Origin of the sequence: Cecembia rubra (genome assembly GCF_003014575.1) — a bacterium.
In the GTDB taxonomy this organism is placed as follows: domain Bacteria; phylum Bacteroidota; class Bacteroidia; order Cytophagales; family Cyclobacteriaceae; genus Cecembia_A; species Cecembia_A rubra.
Map to the genome: position 1 here is coordinate 1 of NZ_PYGF01000020.1, position 18800 is coordinate 18800.

Here is an 18800-nt window from a genome sequence, read left to right on the forward strand (position 1 = left end):
TTTCAAGAAGCCAGACCCAATCACCAAATATCATCAGGAAACCGATAAGAATAGTGCCCCGGTCTCGAATGGGCATAGTCCATTTTTTCGATGCTACTCTAGCAGCGAGGAAAACAGACTTCATAACAGCATCATTAGTTGGGAAAGAGAGCTTGTTTTAAGTGTATTTTCTGATCTTGTTTCAAATTCAACGCAGCCATTTGTGCATAAAGGTTTTCTAATGATTTACCATGAAATCTCTGCCATAACAGGAAAATGATCAGAAGGATATTTCATTCCGTAATTGTCTGTCAATATGCCATGTCTATGAACCTTTATTTTGGGACTGACAAAAATATGGTCAATTATTCCCTCAGGAAGTTTATCCCAATTGAAACCAGTAAATGTTCCTTGGTTTCCTATTGCAGGCAATTGACTTATCAGTCTACTGTCATTAAAATCTGAACTTTCTATAATAGTTAGGTAAGCAGGGTTGTCGGGTGTAACATTGAAATCACCCATGAAAACCACTGGCAAATTCTTTTTATTTATTTCTTTTATTTTTGTAAGAACTAGTTTACTACTTTCTTCTCTTGCTTTTTGGCCTATATGGTCATAGTGGATATTGAAAACCAAAAACTCTTTTTTCCCTTTTTTAGTCCTGAATTTTCCCCAAGTACAAACCCTGTTTAATGCAGCATCCCAACCTTTGCTTGGAAGATCAGGAGTTTCTGAAAGCCAAAATGTACTACCTTCTACATAAATTAATTTTTCTGGATTATAGAATACTGCACTGAACTCTCCTTCCTTACCTCCTTTGTCCCTTCCAAGTCCAATATAAGGGAATCCGAGGGCACTTTTCATTTCTTCCAATTGATGAAAAAGCCCCTCTTGCGTACCTATGATATCCATTTGGTGAAATTTTATCTGATTGATTAAATGCGGGGATCTATCTTTCCACAAATTACCAATATCATTGGGATTGTCAAATCTTAAATTATAAGTCGCTACGTTTAAAGATTGTGCTTTTATACTTAAAGGCAAAGAAGAAAATGATACAGACAAAATAATAATTACGGACAGTTTTTGGAAAATGTGTCTAAGCATGGGTCTAGGTTGTTTTTGGTTTTTTAATTTAGCAAAATAGAATGAAGTAAAAGCAACCGTTTAGGTAAAGGATTTGTTATTTCAAAAAAAATCAAATGAAAACTATTGACCCAAAAGAGATTGAAACTTCCCAACTGCATGGATTATTATTAGGAGCTATTGCACCTAGACCGATTGCCTTTGCTAGTACCATTGATGGTGATGGAAATGTGAATTTAAGTCCCTTTTCTTTCTTTAATATATTTAGTTCCAATCCCCCTATTTTAATTTTTTCTCCATCCCGAAGAGTAAGGGATAATACTACAAAACACAGCTTGGACAATGTTTTGGAAGTGCCTGAGGTGGTGATCAATATTGTCAATTTTGAATTGGTTGAACAAATGTCCCTTGCAAGCACTGAATATGATAAGGGGGTCAATGAGTTTGTGAAATCTGGCCTGACTGCGGAAGCATCTATAAAAATTAAGCCACCCAGGGTAAAAGAGGCCCCTGTTGCATTCGAATGTAAGGTAAACCAGGTTATTTCTCTAGGCAATCAAGGTGGTGCGGGTAATTTGGTGATATGTGAAGTGGTATTAGCCCATTTCAAGGATGAAATTTTTGATGACTTTGGAAAAATTGACCCAAGAAAATTGGATGCAGTTTCCAGAATGGGAGGGGATTGGTATTGTAGAGCTAATGGATCTGCACTATTTGAAATTCCTAAACCAGTAAAAAATAAAGGTATTGGAGTGGATCAAATCCCCGACCATGTTAAAAATAGTACAGTCCTTACAGGAAATAATCTGGGCAGGTTGGGCAATATAGAAAAATTACCGGCCCAAGAGGATATAGATGCATTTTCCCTTGATCCGGTTATCAAAGAGCTGCGGACAAGGTTTATTAATGATAAGGAAAGCTTTATAGATCATTTGCACCAATATGCCAAAGAGCAGTTGGAATTGGGAGATCTGGAAACGGCTTGGAAAGTTTTGTTACAAAAATAAAAAAGGAGCATTTCGCTCCTTTTTTATTGAATGTGATAATCAAAAGGCATCCTGACCATTATGCCTTCATATTTATTGAGTTCTTCTATTTGCTTATAAATCGGATAAAAAGTTCCCAATTTTTCTTTTTGGTAATAGGCCTGGACTTCATTAGATATTTGGCTCATAAATCTTTCAAACCAAGATTTCATTTCGGGGTAATATACCACCCTGTAATCCTCTTCAATACCTGCTTTTTCTGCAGCAATCCTGATAGCTTCATCCAAACCGCCCAGAGCATCAACTAGACCGTTTTCCAAGGCTTGGTTTCCGGTCCATACCCTACCAGAAGCCACTTTTTTAACAGCTTCTTTATCCATATCTCTTCCTTTTACAACCCTCTCCAGGAAAATATCATACCCTTCTTCGATCTGATTTTGAAATATCAATTTTTCTGCTTCAGTTACTCTTCTAGTGGGGCTAAGGAAATCAGAAAATTCACCGGTTTTTACTACATCTGTTGTGATTCCCAACTTATTATTTAGAAGACCTTTGGCATTGAACCATAGGGCAAAAATTCCTATAGAACCTGTTATGGTATTGGGTTGGGCAACAATGGTATCAGATGCTGCCGCAATGTAATAACCTCCGGAAGCAGCTACTTCACCCATAGACGCAATAACTGGTTTTTCTTTTCTTGCTTCCTCCAGTTCCCTCCAGATTACTTCAGAAGCCAAAGCAGAACCTCCTGGTGAGTTGACTCTTAGTACTATGGCTTTTACATTTTTATTTTTTCTGGCAGCACGGATTTCTTCCTTGAAGCGTTCAGAGCTTATCAGACCCTCTCCATTGCCTCCCATGATTTCCCCTTCAGCCACGATAACAGCAATTCTGTTTTTGGAACTTTTTGATTTGGGTTTGGCAGATTTATTGATTCTAGAAACATTGATAGTATTGATTTTATCCTCCTTTTCCAGACCCAACTTTTGTTTTATCAGGTCAATTACCTGATCCTCATACCAAATTCCATCAATTAATTCCAATTCTTCTGCATCTCTTACCCTCCTGACAAGCATTTGGGAATTGATTTCTTTTAACCGATCATAATTGATTCCCCTGCTTTCAGAAATTTCATTCAACATAAAACTGTTTAGGTCTGTCAGAAAAGAGGAAGTCTGTAATCTGTTCTCTTCACTCATTTTGTCCAACATGAAAGGTTCTACTGCACTTTTGAAGTCACCCACCCTGAAAATTTCAGGTTCGATTTCAAGTTTTTCGAAAAGTCCTTTGAAGAAAAGAATTTCAGAAGCCAATCCGTTAAATTCCATCATTCCTGATGGATTGACATAAATTTCATCAGCAACAGAACTTAAATAATAACCGTTTTCGGTATATAGCTCTGCATAACTTACAATGAATTTTCCACTTTCCTTGAATGATAATAGCTCATCCCTCAACTCTTTGATTCCTGCCTGGCCTGCCATGAGCGTTCCTGATTTTAAAAAAATGCCTTTTATATTGTCATTTTCCTTTGCCGCTCGGATGGCGTTTTTCAAACTGGTCAATCCAATTGAGGGAACAGAACTGATAAGTCCGAAAGACGAAAAATCCGGGTCATCTTCATTGCTCCTTTCGACCAAAATTCTTCCTTCAAGATTAAGAACAAGTACGGTGTTTTCTTTGATTTTCACTTCATCTTCAGAAGAAGAGATGATAGCAATCAATCCTGCCAAGATGAAAAAACTCATGACAGAGAAAATCAAAAGTCCAACAATTACTGCTAAAACATTACCTAGAAATCTCATATTCTTATTATTTATTTGGCTAAAATAAGTGTTTTTTCTTTATGTTTGATCTGTTTCATTAAACAGGAAAATGGGAAAACTGGTTTTAATTATCGGTGGAAATTTAGGTGACCGCCTTAATTTTATTTTTCAGGCTACTAACCTGTTGATTGAAGCGTTTGGCCCAAATATGGAAGCTTCCTCAATTTATGAAACAGAGGCTTGGGGAGGCAAATCCTCTGGAAGTTATTTAAATCAGGTGCTTGTCTTTCAAAGCTCAATGAAACCTCATAAAGTATTGGAAATCATTCAATCTGTAGAGAATAGGCTTGAAAGAAAAAGAGAAGTCAAATGGGGGAACAGAACCATGGATATTGATTTGCTTTTTTACGGGGATCTTTGTCTGGATAGTAAAGATTTGATTGTTCCGCATCCCTTTATTTCTCAGAGGAGATTTGTCCTTGAACCCTTGAATGAGCTTATGCCTGACTTTATCCATCCGAGTTTAAAATTGAAAATACGGGAATTGCTTTTGAGGTGTAAGGATAATTCCGCTGTCCTGAAGTATAAAAAAGGCCCGGATTTACCGGGCTGAGAATCAGATGCTGGAAACTTCGGCTTCTTTATGGATTTTTTTTACCAAACCTTGTAAAACCTTGCCTGGACCACATTCTATAAAAGTTGTTGCACCATCTGATACCATTTGTTGAACTGATTGTGTCCATTTGACAGGAGCAGTCAATTGTGCAATCAGATTTCTTTTAATTTCTTCCACATTACTTACTCCGGTTGTGCTTACGTTCTGATAAACAGGGCATGCAGGTGTATGGAATACAGTGTTTTCAATAGCCTTTTGTAATTTTTCTCTCGCAGGCTCCATCAAAGGGGAATGAAAAGCACCTCCCACAGGTAGAGAAAGGGCCCGCTTAGCACCTGCCTCTTTCATTTTTTCACAGGCTATTTCAATACCTTTATTTGTACCTGATATGACCAATTGTCCAGGGCAGTTGTAATTTGCTGCCACCACGGTTTCGTTCTCGATGGATGCGCATATTTCCTCTACTTTTTCATCTTCCAACCCTAAGATTGCCGCCATACCTGAAGGGTTGATTTCGCAGGCTTCCTGCATGGCCATTGCCCTTTGGTAAACCAACTTCAATCCATCTTCAAACGCCAACGTACCATTGGCAACCAAAGCAGAAAATTCACCAAGAGAGTGGCCTGCAACCATATCAGGGTTGAAGTCTGCAGAGGTTTTGGCCAAAATGACAGAATGAAGGAAAATTGCAGGTTGAGTGACCTTGGTCTGCTTCAGTTCTTCCTCAGTACCTTCAAACATGATGTCTGAAATCCTGAATCCTAAAATTTCATTTGCTTTTTCAAATAATGCCTTGGCTTCTTCATTGTTTTCATAAAGGTCTTTTCCCATTCCTGAAAACTGAGCACCTTGGCCCGGAAAAACATATGCTTTCATAGAGTTTGTTTTTTTGAAGCAGCAAATATACCAAAAAATAAATTGTGACTTGTTCCGGACTTCTTTACAGATTTTGTAATAATCAATTGTTTTTGATCCAATTCAAACAATCTCCGATTCCGTCAAAAACTTATCCAGTTCTTCTTTTTTTGGAATTCTACAGGTTTCTTTTTTCCCAAACCATTTGTAGCGGTTATTGGCTATCCAGTCGTAGATTGGATCCCTTATAAAAGCAGGTAGAAAGATGAAAATATAAAATAAGGGCCAAAGAGCATTTAATTTCTTGGCAATTTCCAATGCTGCTCTGCTTCTATAGAAGACTTTTTCTCCGCGGATCAGGATTAGGGAGTCTAAGTAACCTTCTTTTATTTGATAATTTTTTAATAGTTTTTTTGCCGCAGGATCCTGTAAAGCACCAACTTTAAACTGGGAATGCTTATCCCTTCGTATAATAAAATCGACGGCGTTATTGCAGAGGTTGCACACGCCGTCGAAAAGAACAATGTCAAATTTATCCTGAATCCTCATCGGATAATCTGAACGGTACCCTTCAATTTCTTCTCCTGAAGAGCTGGATCGAATGCATCGAATTTCACTGTAGCGGTATAAAAATACGTCCCTGCCGGAAGTTCATTGCCATTCTTGTCCCTTCCATTCCATCGAATAAATATATCATTTTCTGTAGAATTCAAACTGTTGTATTTGAATACTTCTGCGCCCCATCTGTTTACAATGAAAATTTCAACTCCTAATACGAATCTTGGACATTTGGCGAATGGATTGTCAAAAGCCATAAAGGTGTCATTGACCCCATCTCCATTTGGTGTGAATGCATTGGGAAGGTTATAGCTAGGGCAATTGTCCACGCATACTATATTGCTGGGCTCACTTTCATTTCCTGAGCGGTCCACAGCCGTGACATAATAACAACCCCTATAATTGGGAAGGTTTGTAATCCTAGCCCGTAATTCAAATGATGAATAGGTGCCCACCAAGTTAAATTCTGCTTCAGGACCTTCTGAGGAGAAATAAAGCCTATATGCACTTAATTCATCATCGCATGAACCTGAAAATTCAGGTTCCCAGCTCAATTCATGGACAAAACTACTGAATCCACAAACCTTATCATCCAGATACGCTGCACAATCCGGTCCTTCAAATGTCAATACAGGTGGACATGGAAGTCTGTCATCATCTGGTCTTGCACAGATTATTTGTGACTTGTTTTCTAAGGGAAGTTCAATCATGTCCACATTGTAAACTCCCTTTGTGACCACATAGTAGCAATATTCTATGTCTTTTTTGAGTGTTACACCATTGTGACTTCCATCATCAAAATAAGTAAAACCATTCACTGTTGGGTCAACCTCTGCAATTAAAACAAAATTATTCTCATCCTGCCCATTAGGGTCAGTTCTGTTCCTGTAGACTTCATGTTTGAATTGTGATACCGAATTGTTCCAGGGAACATTAAAAGTCCAATTAAGTTCAATGGCTTCATTGATTATAGTTGGAGTTAACCTTACAGAGGAAGCAGAACTAGAACTGTCAATCACTGTATTGTTTTCTCTAAGCACCACTTTATAATTATAAACCAGATTTTCTGTATTTAGGCCTGTATCAGTAAAGGAGGTGTCAGTAGTTGTGATTACGGAGACTCTACCTTGATTTCCGGTCAATCCTGTATTTCTCAAGAGCTCATAAGAAAATGGGCCTGGGAATTGTGACCTATCAATATCATAAGGCGGAGTCCAGCGAATGAAAATTTCACCATTGTTTTGAGAAGTGGCTTCAACACTAACATTGGTTATCAAAGGAACATCTACATCCACTGTAATACAGATTTCTTCAGAGACTATACTTTCTCCCAACCTTGGAGGGGGATAAGCCGCAACTAGCCTGTAACAATATGTATTGCCTGGGGCCAACCCTTCACCATTGTTATTGTCCAAAAATTCAAAAATGCTCATATTGGTGGTGCCCACTAGTTGATAACCCGCCCTAATTCCAGTTTCACAGGAATCCGGCTGGTAAGGATTAGAATTCAACCGTCTCCATACTTGCATAGTTTCTGCTGTACTGCCACATGAATAAGGATCCCATGATAATTTGGCTGACCGTCCTTGCTGTTGTTCAATATTATCAAATACCGGAGGTGGGCCGACTACTTTAATGTTCCAGGTCCTAATATCCACCAATGAAGGACCTGACCTAGGTTGGTCTGCAATCCTTATCCTGACTTGGTATACTCTTTCCCTTACATGGCTACAAACGGTCTGCCAATTGAATCTTATGATTCCTGGGCTCGGCTGAAATACAGAAATTGGGGCATAACTTGCAGGGGAGGAAGTGATCTCTATTGGGTCCCCAAATACTTCTATCCTAATAGGGTCTCCGTCGGGATCAGAACCTTGGATGATTTCTTCTATCCTGGTGCCGGCAACCACACATAGGTCTGGAGGAATTATGAGTTCAGGCCTTCTGTTATTGGTGTTTTCTATGATAATCTGCATGTCTCTTACCACATAGCCTATCATTTGATATTGCCCACCTATTTTTCTCCATTCCTGAACTTGGAAGGCAATGTTGTACTGACCTGCAAGTCCAGGGGCATCCCAAATCAGGTCTCCAGTGAGAGGATCCATGGAAATAAAGGGATTTGGGGAGCCATCTTCCCTGTTGAAACTGAATTGTCCGGAGGCAGGGCTCCTGTAATTGTTGACAAAGCGTTGAAATCCTTGTTTAGGTCTTACGGTCAGTTCATCGAAAAGGTAAGCCAAGCTGTCCCCATCCGGATCATAGGCACCAGGATTGTGTATATACCGGACATTTACTCCTCCATTATCAACAGGTGGAATGGTCAAAATCGGCGAATTATTGATCCCAATAAATGGATCAATAGTAATCATGGTTTCTACATAAAAAGGCGTATCTACCGAATTGTCCATATTCAAGGTAGCCGCATTTCTGTTGAATTCTCTGAACCGGATCACATATTGTCCAGGACCTTGATAGGTATGTGTGATTACAAAAGTGTTTTTCTCAATCTGATTGCCTAATGCTTCGACAAATCGTAAGTCGCTTTCGGTTTGGAGTTGTACCTCTCTACCATCTCCAAAATTGATATCCCCAGGGCCAAAAATTACGCTTGATCGGGTGTCTGTATATCCTACCACCGTTATCCTGTAAGTCAAAGTTTGAGTAGAAACCCGCTCAGCTGTTATCTCACCGGCACGGATATGCGTAGCAAAAGATGGAACAGCCGCAAGAAAAGCAAGACAAAAAGCCAAGAGGAATTGTAAAATTGATTTCATGAATAACCAGCTATGTTTAGGTCTATATACGAATGTAATCAAATCAGGATTAAATTATGGTATTTATTCAAACAATAAAAATAAACACTTGGTTAGAAAAACAGTAATGAAATCATGATTTAACTAAAAATTCACTATTTAGAACGTTTTAAAATAAGTTCAATCGATTGTTTTGGAATTGTTTGCTAAACTTTCCAAATGTAAATTTGGCCGCAAAGTATAAAACCAAAAACCAATCGAAAATTTAAGCAAAACTATATGAGTTGGGTATCAAAAACCTTAAGCAGCACCTTGGGCAGAAAACTTCTGATGGCCCTGACGGGATTGTTCCTGATTTTGTTCCTGATCGGACATGTTTCGGGTAACACGCTATTATTTAAAAATGATGGAGGAGAGGCATTTAATATTTACGCCAAGTTTATGACCACTAATCCAGCGGTTAAAATCTTATCCTACCTCACATACATTTCAGTTATAGCCCATGTGGTTTATTCAATCATCCTTACAAGGGTAAATAAAGCGGCAAGACCGGTACCTTATGCAAGCAGCCAAGCCTCTACCAACTCCGCTTGGAATTCCAGAAATATGGGGGTTTTGGGAACAATAATCCTGATTTTCCTCGTGGTCCATTTGCAAGGATTTTGGTATCAGATGCATTGGGGCAACTTGCCTACAGTACAATATAATGGGGAAGAGTACAAAGACTTGTACACCATTGTAAAATTTGCCTTTCAGCAAGAGTGGTTGGTGGCTCTTTATGTAATTTCTATGGCATTTTTAGGATTTCACCTATCTCATGGATTTGCAAGTGCATTCCAAACTTTGGGACTGAATCACGTAAAATATTCACCTGCCATAAAGAAAGTAGGTCTGGCATTTAGCATCATTGTACCAGCACTTTTTGCAAGCATGCCATTGTATATCTATTTCATGAATTAAACAAGATCATTATGATTCTAGATTCAAAAATTCCAGAGGGACCTTTAGCAGAAAAGTGGTCCAAACATAAATTCAATGTCAAGCTGGTCAACCCTGCCAATAAGCGTAAATATGATGTGATTGTAGTAGGAACTGGTCTTGCCGGTGCTTCCGCAGCAGCCTCTTTGGCAGAGCTTGGATATAATGTAAAAGCTTTTTGCTTCCAGGATAGCCCTAGAAGGGCCCACTCCATTGCTGCACAAGGCGGTATCAATGCTGCAAAAAATTACCAAAATGACGGAGACTCTGTTTTCCGTCTTTTCTACGATACAATCAAGGGCGGTGACTATAGAGCAAGAGAGGCCAATGTTTACCGATTGGCTGAAGTATCAGTAAATATTATCGACCAATGTGTGGCACAAGGTGTACCTTTTGCCAGAGAATATGGAGGATTGTTGGCTAACCGATCTTTTGGAGGTGCTCAGGTTTCCAGAACATTCTATGCCAGAGGACAGACTGGTCAGCAATTGTTATTGGGTGCTTATTCGGCTTTGAGCCGTCAGGTTGCGAATGGAAAAGTGAAGCTTTATCCCAGAACTGAAATGATGGATGTGGTCATTGTGGATGGTAAGGCAAGAGGAATTGTAACAAGAAATCTAATTACCGGCGCCATTGAATCACATAGCGCTCATGCAGTATTGTTGTGTACAGGAGGTTATGGTAATGTGTTTTTCCTTTCTACCAACGCCATGGGTTCCAATGTTACTGCTGCTTGGAGGGCTCATAAGAAAGGGGCCTTGATGGCCAATCCTTGTTTCACCCAAATCCACCCCACCTGTATTCCTGTATCCGGTGACCATCAGTCAAAACTGACTTTGATGTCTGAGTCTTTGAGAAATGATGGTAGGGTATGGGTTCCGGCTACTGCCGAAATGGCTGAAAAACTCAGAAAAGGTCAAATCACTGCCAACGAGATCAAGGAAGAAGATAGGGATTATTTTCTCGAAAGAAAATATCCGTCATTCGGAAACTTGGTGCCCCGTGATGTGGCTTCCAGAAACGCGAAATATGTATGTGATGAGGGTAGAGGTGTAAACGAAACAGGAGAGGCTGTATTCCTTGATTTCCGTGATGCAATAATTAGAGACAGCGAAGATGTGATCCGGGCAAAGTATGGTAACCTGTTTGATATGTATCAACAGATTACCGGAGAGAACCCTTACAAAGTACCGATGAAAATTTATCCAGCGGTTCACTATACCATGGGTGGCCTTTGGGTGGATTATAATTTGATGACCAATGTTCCAGGTTTGTATGCTTTGGGAGAGGCCAACTTCTCAGATCATGGAGCCAATAGGCTTGGTGCATCTGCTTTGATGCAAGGTCTTGCTGATGGTTATTTTGTGATTCCTTACACCATAGGTGATTATCTTGCACAGACTCCTTATACCAAAATCCCAACCGACCATCCTGAATTCCAGAAAGCAGAAGCCGAAGTAAAGGCCAGAATTCAAAAGTTATTGGACATTCCAGGTGAAAAAACAGTGGATTACTTCCACAAGAAACTGGGGAAGATCATGTGGGATTATTGCGGAATGGCCAGAACGGAAGAGGGATTGAAAAAGGCTAAGGCCATGATCAAGGAACTTAAAGCTGAGTTCTGGAGAAATGTGAATGTCTTGGGGGGCAATGAGGAGCTAAACCATTCATTGGAAAAAGCACACCGCGTAGCCGACTTCCTTGAATTGGGAGAACTGATGGTGGATGATGCCTTGAACAGGAATGAATCCTGCGGAGGGCACTTTAGAGAAGAATATCAGACTCCTGAAGGGGAAGCATTGAGAGATGATGAAAACTATGCTTATGTAGCAGCTTGGCAATATGTGGGCGAAGGTCAGGAGGAAGTCCTTCATAAAGAACCATTGTTGTTTGAAAACGTGAAGCTGACCCAAAGGAGTTATAAGTAATTTAACAGCATTAAACTCGCTAGAGCTATGAACTTAACTTTAAATATCTGGAGACAGAAAAATAATACCGACAAAGGAGGTTTTAGAGAATATAAAGTGACTGATGTTTCCAAAGACATGTCATTTTTGGAAATGTTGGATGTGTTGAATGAACAATTGGCAGAAAAGGGAGAAGATCCAGTCCATTTTGACCATGACTGCCGTGAAGGTATCTGTGGTATGTGCTCTCTTTACATCAATGGAAAGCCACATGGTCCACTTCAGACTACCACCTGTCAGTTGCATATGAGGTCTTTCAATGATGGAGAGACTATTACTATTGAACCGTGGAGGGCAAAGGCTTTTCCTGTGATGAAAGATTTGGTAGTAGACCGGTCTGCATTTGACCGTATCATCCAAGCAGGTGGATATGTATCAGTCAATACTGGTGGTGTACCTGATGCCAATGAAATCCCCATTCCAAAAAGGGTTGCTGATGAAGCTTTTGATGCCGCTACCTGCATAGGTTGTGGGGCTTGTGTAGCAGCTTGTAAAAATGCCTCTGCTATGCTTTTCACCTCTGCTAAAATTTCACAGCTTGCACTATTGCCTCAGGGACAGGTAGAGCGAAAAGAAAGGGCAGAAAAGATGGTAGCCCAAATGGATGCAGAAGGTTTTGGCGCATGTACCAATACCGGTGCCTGTGAGGCCGAATGTCCAAAAGGAATCAGCATTTCCAATATTGCACGTATGAATAGAGAGTATTTCTCTGCTGTGGTAAGCAGTGAGAATGTTTAATAGGAATAAATTCTAATCAAGATAAGGCTGTCTCAAAAAGGGACAGCTTTTTTTATCTATTTTCCTTTGCATCATGATTTTTTTTAAATTTATAGTGCTAGCGGAGTTGATCAATTGTTTTATGGCACTTCTTAAGAAGTTAATTGCATCTAATTAAGTTTTATGTATATCCGCAATTAGACCAGTAACCAATTTAAATTGGGTCTTGAATCAACCTGATATTAATAGATATTGGATCCACCTCAGCGGACAAGTTATTCATTGATTTTGGTTTGAAATCGTAGGTTTATGCTATTGTGATGATTCTACTGGCAAGAAAGCGGACAATCATGAAAGGAAATAAAGTTTTGAGAAATGAAAAAAAACACTCCTATATCTGATTTTAGTGTCCTTGATTGGGTGTGATAGTGGTATGAAATATAAGGACATTGATTATACGTTTACACTAAATGCTATTCCGGAAATAAAGCCACTGAAGGCAATGAAGATGGCTTTAGGATTATTGCTCTCCCCCTTTCAGATTTTTTTTTTATGATTCGCTATTATTTGTATCAACTGCAAATCAATCCTTTAATGTCAAAGTTTTTGATACACATAAGGACAATGAGCTTATAGGTGAAATTTTTGAAAACGGAATGGGACCTTCAGAAACGCTCTCCGTTTTTAATTTGATTTTTTTAGAGGATGGGACAGTTTGGGTTCATGATGTTGTTTCAACCTTAATGAAAAGATTTCTTTTCGATATCAAAGGTGACGCTATTGAAATTGAGGAAATTGAAAGTATAGCATTTATGAACCCCATTCTATACTCAGTTTATTTGAAGAATAACCAATTTTTTACCACGACTCAAGCGATTGTCCCTCTTTCCAGGTTTTTGGTTTATTCTCAGAATGGTGTTGAAATGTCTGGAATTGGAAATTATCCGGATTATGGCAGAGAAATGCCACCTATGGTGGCAGTGGATGTTTTTTCTGGCCAATTAATTTCCAATCCTGAAAAGGATAAAATGGTATTGGCTTATGAATATACAGATTTGATCGAGTTGTATGATGAGAAAGCTAATCTTCTAAAAAGAATTCACGGTCCACATCAATTTGTGCCTGATTTTGATATCGGTGATCGCTCTGGAACGCCATATATGAAGCGGGTATTTAATAAAACTCAGCATGCTTTCAAATCTTTGGCTGCAAGTGAGGAGCTGATTTTTTTATTGTACGCTAATGGTAAAATAGTAAAACCTGGAGAAGAGGAAGCCACTATTCATCATGAGAAGATTTTAGCCATTGATTGGGAAGGCAATCCCTTGGCATTTTATGAGTTGGACCATGCTGTAACTTCTATAGCCGTGGATTGGAAAAATAGAATAATCTATGGATTGGACAGGATTGAATCAGAAGTCTATGCATTTAATTTCTAACTTAATCCGAACTTTGAATTTGTGGCTGTCTCGGTTTTTAATAAATGTTTTCTTTCTTTTAGACTAATTTTATTTTTTGTACCTTTGAAAAGTCATATTTATTTGAAATTTTATTTGATTTAAAGGAAGGGGATTCATGCATTACATAGACCTCGGCATATTTGTCGGGTACATGTTGCTGATGCTGGGAGTAGGGTACTACTTTATGCATCAAAATAAAAATCAGGATGATTATTATGTTGGCGGTAGAAATATAGGCAGTTGGCATATTGGTCTTTCTGTCGTGGCCACAGATGTTGGTGGCGGTTTTTCAGTAGGGCTAGGGGGCCTTGGATTTGTGATGGGACTATCAGGCAGTTGGATGTTGTTTACCGGGCTTTTGGGAGCCTGGTTGGCGGCAGTGGTGTTGATCCCTCGGGTCAAGAGTGATCCTGCTTTTGCCAATTTTTACACTTTCCCTCAGATTTTTGACTATCTCTTCAACAGACAAGTCGCCTTGGTGGCAGCGGTAATTTCATTGATGGGTTACCTGGGTTTTACCTCTTCCCAACTATTGGCAGGGGCAAAATTGGCTTCGGGAACTTTCGTTGAACTGGGCCTTACAGAAGCATTGGTGCTCATGGGTATCATTGCTGTGGTGTATACCGTTTTGGGAGGACTCAAGGCAGTTATCTATACAGATACGGTACAGTGGATTATCCTGATGCTTGGATTTATCCTGATTGGCCTACCTGTGGCCTATTTTCATGTGGGGGGCTGGGAAAGCATTCAGGCTACCTTACCAGAGTCCTATTTTTCTCTTTCTAACCTACATTGGCAAGATCTGGCCAATTGGGGTATTACGATCATTCCGATTTGGTTTATCGGCATGACGCTCTATCAAAGGATATTTGCGAGCAGGGATGAAAAATCGGCCAAAAAAGCCTGGTTTATTGCTGGTTTTTTTGAGTGGCCCATTATGGCTTTTATGGGGGTATCTCTGGGCTTGCTATCCAAAGTAGCTTTTGAACAAGGCCTTTTGATCATTGACTTGGAGGTGATGGACCCTGAAATGGGTTTGCCCATCTTACTTCGCACCATTCTTCCTCCAGGAATCCTTGGACTGATGATGGCTGCTTATTTTTCCGCTGTACTCTCTACCGCTGATTCCTGTTTGATGGCCGCTTCAGGCAATCTCAGTACCGATGTGCTGGGAAAATGGATGAATCCCAAAAGTGAAAATTCACAGATCCGATACAGTCAATTTTTCACCTTGATTTTAGGAGTCCTTGCCTTGTCTTTGGCTTTGCAAATGACCAATGTCCTGGATCTGATGCTGTACAGTTATGCCTTTATGGTTTCAGGTTTATTGGTGCCTATTCTATTTGGTCTCTTTACCAAATACAGGAATCCAAAAGCTGCTATAGCTGCTATGATTTCAGGTGGGGCGGTGACAGCAGGGCTTGGAATGATGGACTGGGAGCTTATTTTGGGGCTTGATCCAAATTTTTTCGGAGTTTTCACCTCTTTAGCAATGTATTTGCTTGTAAGCATGGGGTATAGAATTAAAAATCAAAATAAAATTAAAGAGTATGCTTAAGATAGAAACTTTATCTGCTAAAGATCAGGCCACCTACTTACAGAAAAAGGAGATAGCAGATTTCCTTTTTGTGCATTTGGAAAAATATGGTGATCCCCACAGGTACATCATGAAATGTTTGGATTATGCTTTGGATCAAGCGGTGGATAAAGGAGGTTTTGTGGTCATGGTTAGGGAAAACGGAAATATTGTTGGTGTTGTGGTGTTGAATAAAACAGGCATGTCCGGATATATACCTGAGAATATATTGGTTTATATAGCTGTAGATGCTTCCCATAGGGGTAAAGGCATAGGAAAAAAGCTGATGCAAACAGCAATCGAATTGGCCAATGGGGATATTGCACTTCATGTTGAACCCGACAATCCCGCAAAGGGACTTTATGAAAGTCTAGGTTTTACAAATAAATACCTTGAGATGAGATTAAAGAAGTAAAATGGCTTACTTGAACTTAAATAGGATAAAACTTCAGGAGAATTTTCAATTTCTTAAAGAAAGATTCCAAGAGCAGAATGTTTCTTGGGGAGTAGTTTCTAAGCTGTTTTGTGGAAATAGGAAGTTTTTAAAGGAATTGATTGATTTGGGAGTAGATGAAATTCATGATTCCAGAATCAGCAATCTTGCTAAAATCAAAGAATTAAACCCTGATATTCAAACAGTTTACATCAAGCCCGTTTCAAAAAGAAATATATCCAAAATGGTAAAGTATGCGGATGTTAGTCTAAATAGTGAACTCACAACCATCCGCTGGATATCTAAGGAAGCGCAGAGGCAAGGAAAAGTCCATAAAATCATAATTATGGTGGAAACAGGAGACCTTAGGGAAGGGGTCATGGGGGACCATTTGGTGGATTTCTATGCCCAGATTTTTGAACTGCCCAGTATAGAAGTCATCGGTTTGGGAACCAATCTCAATTGCCTCAATGGAGTAATGCCTTCTACTGATAAATTGATCCAACTTTCCCTTTACAAGCAGATCATTGAATTGAAATTCAATAAGCAGATACCTTGGGTTTCTGCGGGAACTTCGGTGACTATTCCTTTGCTACTGAACAAACAAATTCCCAAAGGAGTCAACCATTTTAGGGTAGGAGAGACCCTATACTTTGGTGTTGACCTTTTTGAGGAGAAAATAATAGATGGTATGCATGGAGATGTATTTGAATTATATGCTGAAATTATTGAAATGCAGGAGAAGCCAATGGTGCCAACAGGAATAATCGCGGCAAATCCTCAAGGTGAAACGGTGAAGATTGATGAATCTCTTTTTGGGAAAACTTCTTACAGGGCTATTCTTGATATTGGTTTGCTTGATGTAGATCCAAAGTATTTGATTCCTGAGGATGGGGAATTCGAAATCTTAGGTGCAAGTTCAGACATGTTGATTTTGAATTTGGGGGAAAACCCTAAAAATTACCAAGTAGGTGACACAGTTAAGTTTGGATTAAAATATATGGGGGCACTAGGAATTCTTAACTCCAGTTATGTAGATAAGTTGGTGAAATAGATAATTTTTGCTGAAAATTAACCCGTAATAGGTGAAAAAATAATTTTGAAAGTGCTTTGGCATAATATTGGAATAGCCTCCTTCATACCAATAACTAATTCTATGAAAAAACTTAGTTTATTTATCATGATGGTTGTCATGTCAGTTTCTTTGTCCTATGCCCAAAATCGTCCAAGTGATAGGGGAGGATTTGGTGTAAGGGGAGGTGTTAACTTTTCTACATTTGGAGGAGGTGATATTGCTGATGATGATTATTCGCAAAGAACTGGCTTTCACGCAGGTTTGTACAATTCCTTTTATTTTGGAAGTATGATAGCATTGGAGCCTGGGGTTTATTTTTCAGTGAAAGGAACCCGCAATGAGGACTTTGTAAATTCACGTGCTGTCCTTAATTATATTGATATCCCCGTACTATTGCGTCTTCATCTTACGGAAGGATTGAATGTTTTTGGAGGTCCACAGGTTTCATTCTTGACATCTTCAAAATTTGAAGGGGATCTTTTTGGTTCTACAATAAGATTTGATACAGATAACGTACATGAAAGGGATTTTGGAATGATTCTGGGAATTGGATATAATTTGCCGAAGGGCCTAAATGTACAAGGATCCTATAATTATGGCTTAAGTCCAGTATTTAAAAGCAGCAATACGGATGTTTATAACAGAGGTTTTCAGATCTCTCTTGGTTATACATTCTAAAATCTCAGAAATATTTAATCATTAATTTTGCCTTGGCATTGATCTAATTAATAATCAGTGCCAGGCATTTTTTTTATAAATTGTCTTTACCTTATTTGTGGTTCCCTGCTTTATTTTGATGGGTTAAATTAATGATTGCAGGATTTGGTATAAAGAAGCGTAAAGTATGGCAGATAATACATTTCACATTTCATCTATCCATTTTTTGATAAGTTCTAAGCCTTCTTGGTGTACAGATACACGGCCTAATTCGGGCATGGCTGCACCTACCAGATTGGTGCCCATGCGGTAGGTAAGGATGGATTGATCAGACTTTCCTGGGACTATGTCAAATTTAAAACTTCCAGCTCCAAAACCTGCAGCAACGGGAGTTTTGAGGATACCCAATTTCATAGGGTCCATTTCTTCATAGGTCAAAAATAATCCTGAAGTACTCCCTGGTGCTTCAGCGCGATGGCAATGTGCGCAATTGATGTCCAAATAGGCCCGAGCGCGGAGTTCTAATGGTTGGGAGGTATCCTGATAATTGACCATGCTGGGGTACCTTTTTTCCTTGGAATAATTGCTGAGTTTTCCACTTATTGCCCATTTCAGCAACTGGTTTTCACTTTCCTCTTTATGGACGATAGTGTGGTTGAGATACTTGGCTTTGACACCTATGGGAACCAGTTGTTCATGGATATTATGGCAACTTTTGCATTGGTTTTTGTTTGGAACTAAATAATTGATCATTACCTGATCTCCATTATAGTCTTTCCAATGCACTTTTATCTCTGCCCCTGCTACTTTGTATTGGGCATCACTTTGGTCATCTTTCCAAATATATGGATATGCCTCCCATGTACCTCTCTGTTTGACAAGTAAGCGGGTTTCCAGAATTCTCCTAATCCCTTCCGGTTGAGAAAAATCGACAGGATAATAGAAATTTTTGATCAATATGGTGTTATCAGGAAAATCAAAAGTTCCTTCAACATCATTTTGTATAGTGATCGAATTGCCTTTAGGCAACCAGATAAAGCGGGATTTAAAAGCATAATCAGTAAACAAAGAAGATGCCGGTTCATACAGCAATACTCCTTCAACTGGATCTAGGTTTCTGATAAGCCCTTGAAAAAAACCATAATCTGAAAGGTTGTCAAAAGGAATTTCATTAAGATCTATTGCGTTGATGTTTTTATAAGGCAGGTCGATATCGCTAATCAAAGAAGCATCCCAAAGTTCAATATGTTCCTTCTCTTTGGATGTACATTCCAAAATTGAAAAGAGGATCAGTGAATAGAAAAGTGTTTTCAAAAGGGATTTTTTTCTCATAGG

The 18800-nt window shown here is 39.2% G+C and carries 15 protein-coding genes and 2 pseudogenes; 10 read left to right on the forward strand and 7 right to left on the reverse strand.

The window, feature by feature from the left end; all coding sequences use genetic code 11:
- Together CLV48_RS20970 and CLV48_RS19905 are read right to left on the reverse strand one after the other, a co-directional pair.
- Positions 1-178, reverse strand: a pseudogene (locus CLV48_RS20970) (IS256 family transposase); the annotation flags it as partial.
- 47 nt (positions 179-225) lie between these two features.
- The gene (locus CLV48_RS19905) at positions 226-1086 is read right to left on the reverse strand and encodes an endonuclease/exonuclease/phosphatase family protein (protein WP_106569057.1); all 861 of its coding nucleotides are present in this window, start codon (positions 1084-1086) and stop codon (positions 226-228) included.
- Positions 1087-1181: 95 nt separating this feature from the next.
- On the opposite strand from CLV48_RS19905, the gene CLV48_RS19910 reads away from it, so the two are divergent.
- Positions 1182-2072 carry a flavin reductase family protein gene (locus CLV48_RS19910; protein WP_106569058.1) on the forward strand — a complete coding sequence of 297 codons (891 nt, stop codon included), beginning with the start codon at positions 1182-1184 and terminating at the stop codon, positions 2070-2072.
- A 23-nt stretch (positions 2073-2095) separates the two neighbouring features.
- On the opposite strand, the gene sppA is transcribed toward CLV48_RS19910, so the two are convergent.
- The gene (gene sppA, locus CLV48_RS19915; protein WP_106569059.1) at positions 2096-3856 is read right to left on the reverse strand and encodes a signal peptide peptidase SppA; all 1761 of its coding nucleotides are present in this window, start codon (positions 3854-3856) and stop codon (positions 2096-2098) included.
- A gap of 70 nt (positions 3857-3926) precedes the next feature.
- Between sppA and folK the strand changes: the two genes are divergently transcribed.
- Positions 3927-4430 carry a 2-amino-4-hydroxy-6-hydroxymethyldihydropteridine diphosphokinase gene (gene folK / locus CLV48_RS19920; RefSeq protein WP_106569060.1) on the forward strand — a complete coding sequence of 168 codons (504 nt, stop codon included), beginning with the start codon at positions 3927-3929 and terminating at the stop codon, positions 4428-4430.
- Positions 4431-4433: 3 nt separating this feature from the next.
- Here folK and fabD read toward each other — a convergent pair whose 3' ends face one another.
- From fabD to CLV48_RS19935, 3 genes are all read right to left on the reverse strand, one after another.
- Entirely contained in the window at positions 4434-5309 is an 876-nt protein-coding gene (gene fabD, locus CLV48_RS19925) for an ACP S-malonyltransferase (RefSeq protein WP_106569061.1), read from the reverse strand.
- Between the two features lie 102 nt (positions 5310-5411).
- Positions 5412-5837, reverse strand: a complete 426-nt coding sequence (locus CLV48_RS19930; RefSeq protein ID WP_106569062.1) for a thiol-disulfide oxidoreductase DCC family protein — start codon at positions 5835-5837, stop codon at positions 5412-5414.
- Positions 5834-8623 (reverse strand): T9SS type B sorting domain-containing protein, encoded by a 2790-nt coding sequence (locus CLV48_RS19935; protein WP_106569063.1) that lies wholly within the window; start codon positions 8621-8623, stop codon positions 5834-5836. Before CLV48_RS19935 ends, CLV48_RS19930 begins: the two co-directional genes overlap by 4 nt.
- A 258-nt stretch (positions 8624-8881) precedes the next feature.
- Here CLV48_RS19935 and CLV48_RS19940 point away from each other — a divergent pair, with 258 nt between their 5' ends.
- The 8 genes and pseudogenes from CLV48_RS19940 (at position 8882) to CLV48_RS19975 (ending at position 17486) form a co-directional block, all read left to right on the forward strand.
- Positions 8882-9562, forward strand: a complete 681-nt coding sequence (locus CLV48_RS19940) for a succinate dehydrogenase cytochrome b subunit (protein ID WP_106569064.1) — start codon at positions 8882-8884, stop codon at positions 9560-9562.
- 11 nt (positions 9563-9573) lie between these two features.
- Positions 9574-11508 (forward strand): fumarate reductase/succinate dehydrogenase flavoprotein subunit, encoded by a 1935-nt coding sequence (locus CLV48_RS19945; protein WP_106569065.1) that lies wholly within the window; start codon positions 9574-9576, stop codon positions 11506-11508.
- 27 nt (positions 11509-11535) lie between these two features.
- Entirely contained in the window at positions 11536-12285 is a 750-nt protein-coding gene (locus CLV48_RS19950; protein ID WP_106569066.1) for a succinate dehydrogenase/fumarate reductase iron-sulfur subunit, read from the forward strand.
- Between the two features lie 515 nt (positions 12286-12800).
- Positions 12801-13703: pseudogene (locus CLV48_RS19955) on the forward strand (BF3164 family lipoprotein); the annotation flags it as partial.
- Between the two features lie 136 nt (positions 13704-13839).
- Entirely contained in the window at positions 13840-15282 is a 1443-nt protein-coding gene (locus CLV48_RS19960; protein ID WP_106569068.1) for a sodium:solute symporter family protein, read from the forward strand.
- Positions 15275-15715 (forward strand): GNAT family N-acetyltransferase, encoded by a 441-nt coding sequence (locus tag CLV48_RS19965; protein ID WP_106569069.1) that lies wholly within the window; start codon positions 15275-15277, stop codon positions 15713-15715. Before CLV48_RS19960 ends, CLV48_RS19965 begins: the two co-directional genes overlap by 8 nt.
- A gap of 1 nt (position 15716) precedes the next feature.
- Positions 15717-16787: an alanine racemase gene (locus CLV48_RS19970; protein WP_106569070.1), complete on the forward strand. Its 1071-nt coding sequence runs from the start codon at positions 15717-15719 to the stop codon at positions 16785-16787.
- A 102-nt stretch (positions 16788-16889) separates the two neighbouring features.
- Positions 16890-17486 (forward strand): porin family protein, encoded by a 597-nt coding sequence (locus tag CLV48_RS19975; protein ID WP_106569071.1) that lies wholly within the window; start codon positions 16890-16892, stop codon positions 17484-17486.
- Positions 17487-17669: 183 nt separating this feature from the next.
- Here the strand turns inward: CLV48_RS19975 and CLV48_RS19980 are convergent, their stop codons facing one another.
- The gene (locus tag CLV48_RS19980; protein WP_106569072.1) at positions 17670-18797 is read right to left on the reverse strand and encodes an SO2930 family diheme c-type cytochrome; all 1128 of its coding nucleotides are present in this window, start codon (positions 18795-18797) and stop codon (positions 17670-17672) included.
- Positions 18798-18800 lie beyond the last annotated feature (3 nt).

Bases quoted from the DNA above. Each gene is read 5' to 3' on its own strand.
- fabD (WP_106569061.1), bottom strand. From the start codon at position 5,309: ATGAAAGCATATGTTTTTCCGGGCCAAGGTGCTCAGTTTTCAGGAATG.
- CLV48_RS19970 (WP_106569070.1), top strand. From the start codon at position 15,717: ATGGCTTACTTGAACTTAAATAGGATAAAACTTCAGGAGAATTTTCAA.
- CLV48_RS19940 (WP_106569064.1), top strand. From the start codon at position 8,882: ATGAGTTGGGTATCAAAAACCTTAAGCAGCACCTTGGGCAGAAAACTT.
- CLV48_RS19935 (WP_106569063.1), bottom strand. From the start codon at position 8,623: ATGAAATCAATTTTACAATTCCTCTTGGCTTTTTGTCTTGCTTTTCTT.
- folK (WP_106569060.1), top strand. From the start codon at position 3,927: ATGGGAAAACTGGTTTTAATTATCGGTGGAAATTTAGGTGACCGCCTT.
- CLV48_RS19960 (WP_106569068.1), top strand. From the start codon at position 13,840: ATGCATTACATAGACCTCGGCATATTTGTCGGGTACATGTTGCTGATG.
- CLV48_RS19905 (WP_106569057.1), bottom strand. From the start codon at position 1,086: ATGCTTAGACACATTTTCCAAAAACTGTCCGTAATTATTATTTTGTCT.
- CLV48_RS19930 (WP_106569062.1), bottom strand. From the start codon at position 5,837: ATGAGGATTCAGGATAAATTTGACATTGTTCTTTTCGACGGCGTGTGC.
- sppA (WP_106569059.1), bottom strand. From the start codon at position 3,856: ATGAGATTTCTAGGTAATGTTTTAGCAGTAATTGTTGGACTTTTGATT.
- CLV48_RS19965 (WP_106569069.1), top strand. From the start codon at position 15,275: ATGCTTAAGATAGAAACTTTATCTGCTAAAGATCAGGCCACCTACTTA.
- CLV48_RS19945 (WP_106569065.1), top strand. From the start codon at position 9,574: ATGATTCTAGATTCAAAAATTCCAGAGGGACCTTTAGCAGAAAAGTGG.
- CLV48_RS19910 (WP_106569058.1), top strand. From the start codon at position 1,182: ATGAAAACTATTGACCCAAAAGAGATTGAAACTTCCCAACTGCATGGA.
- CLV48_RS19975 (WP_106569071.1), top strand. From the start codon at position 16,890: ATGAAAAAACTTAGTTTATTTATCATGATGGTTGTCATGTCAGTTTCT.
- CLV48_RS19980 (WP_106569072.1), bottom strand. From the start codon at position 18,797: ATGAGAAAAAAATCCCTTTTGAAAACACTTTTCTATTCACTGATCCTC.
- CLV48_RS19950 (WP_106569066.1), top strand. From the start codon at position 11,536: ATGAACTTAACTTTAAATATCTGGAGACAGAAAAATAATACCGACAAA.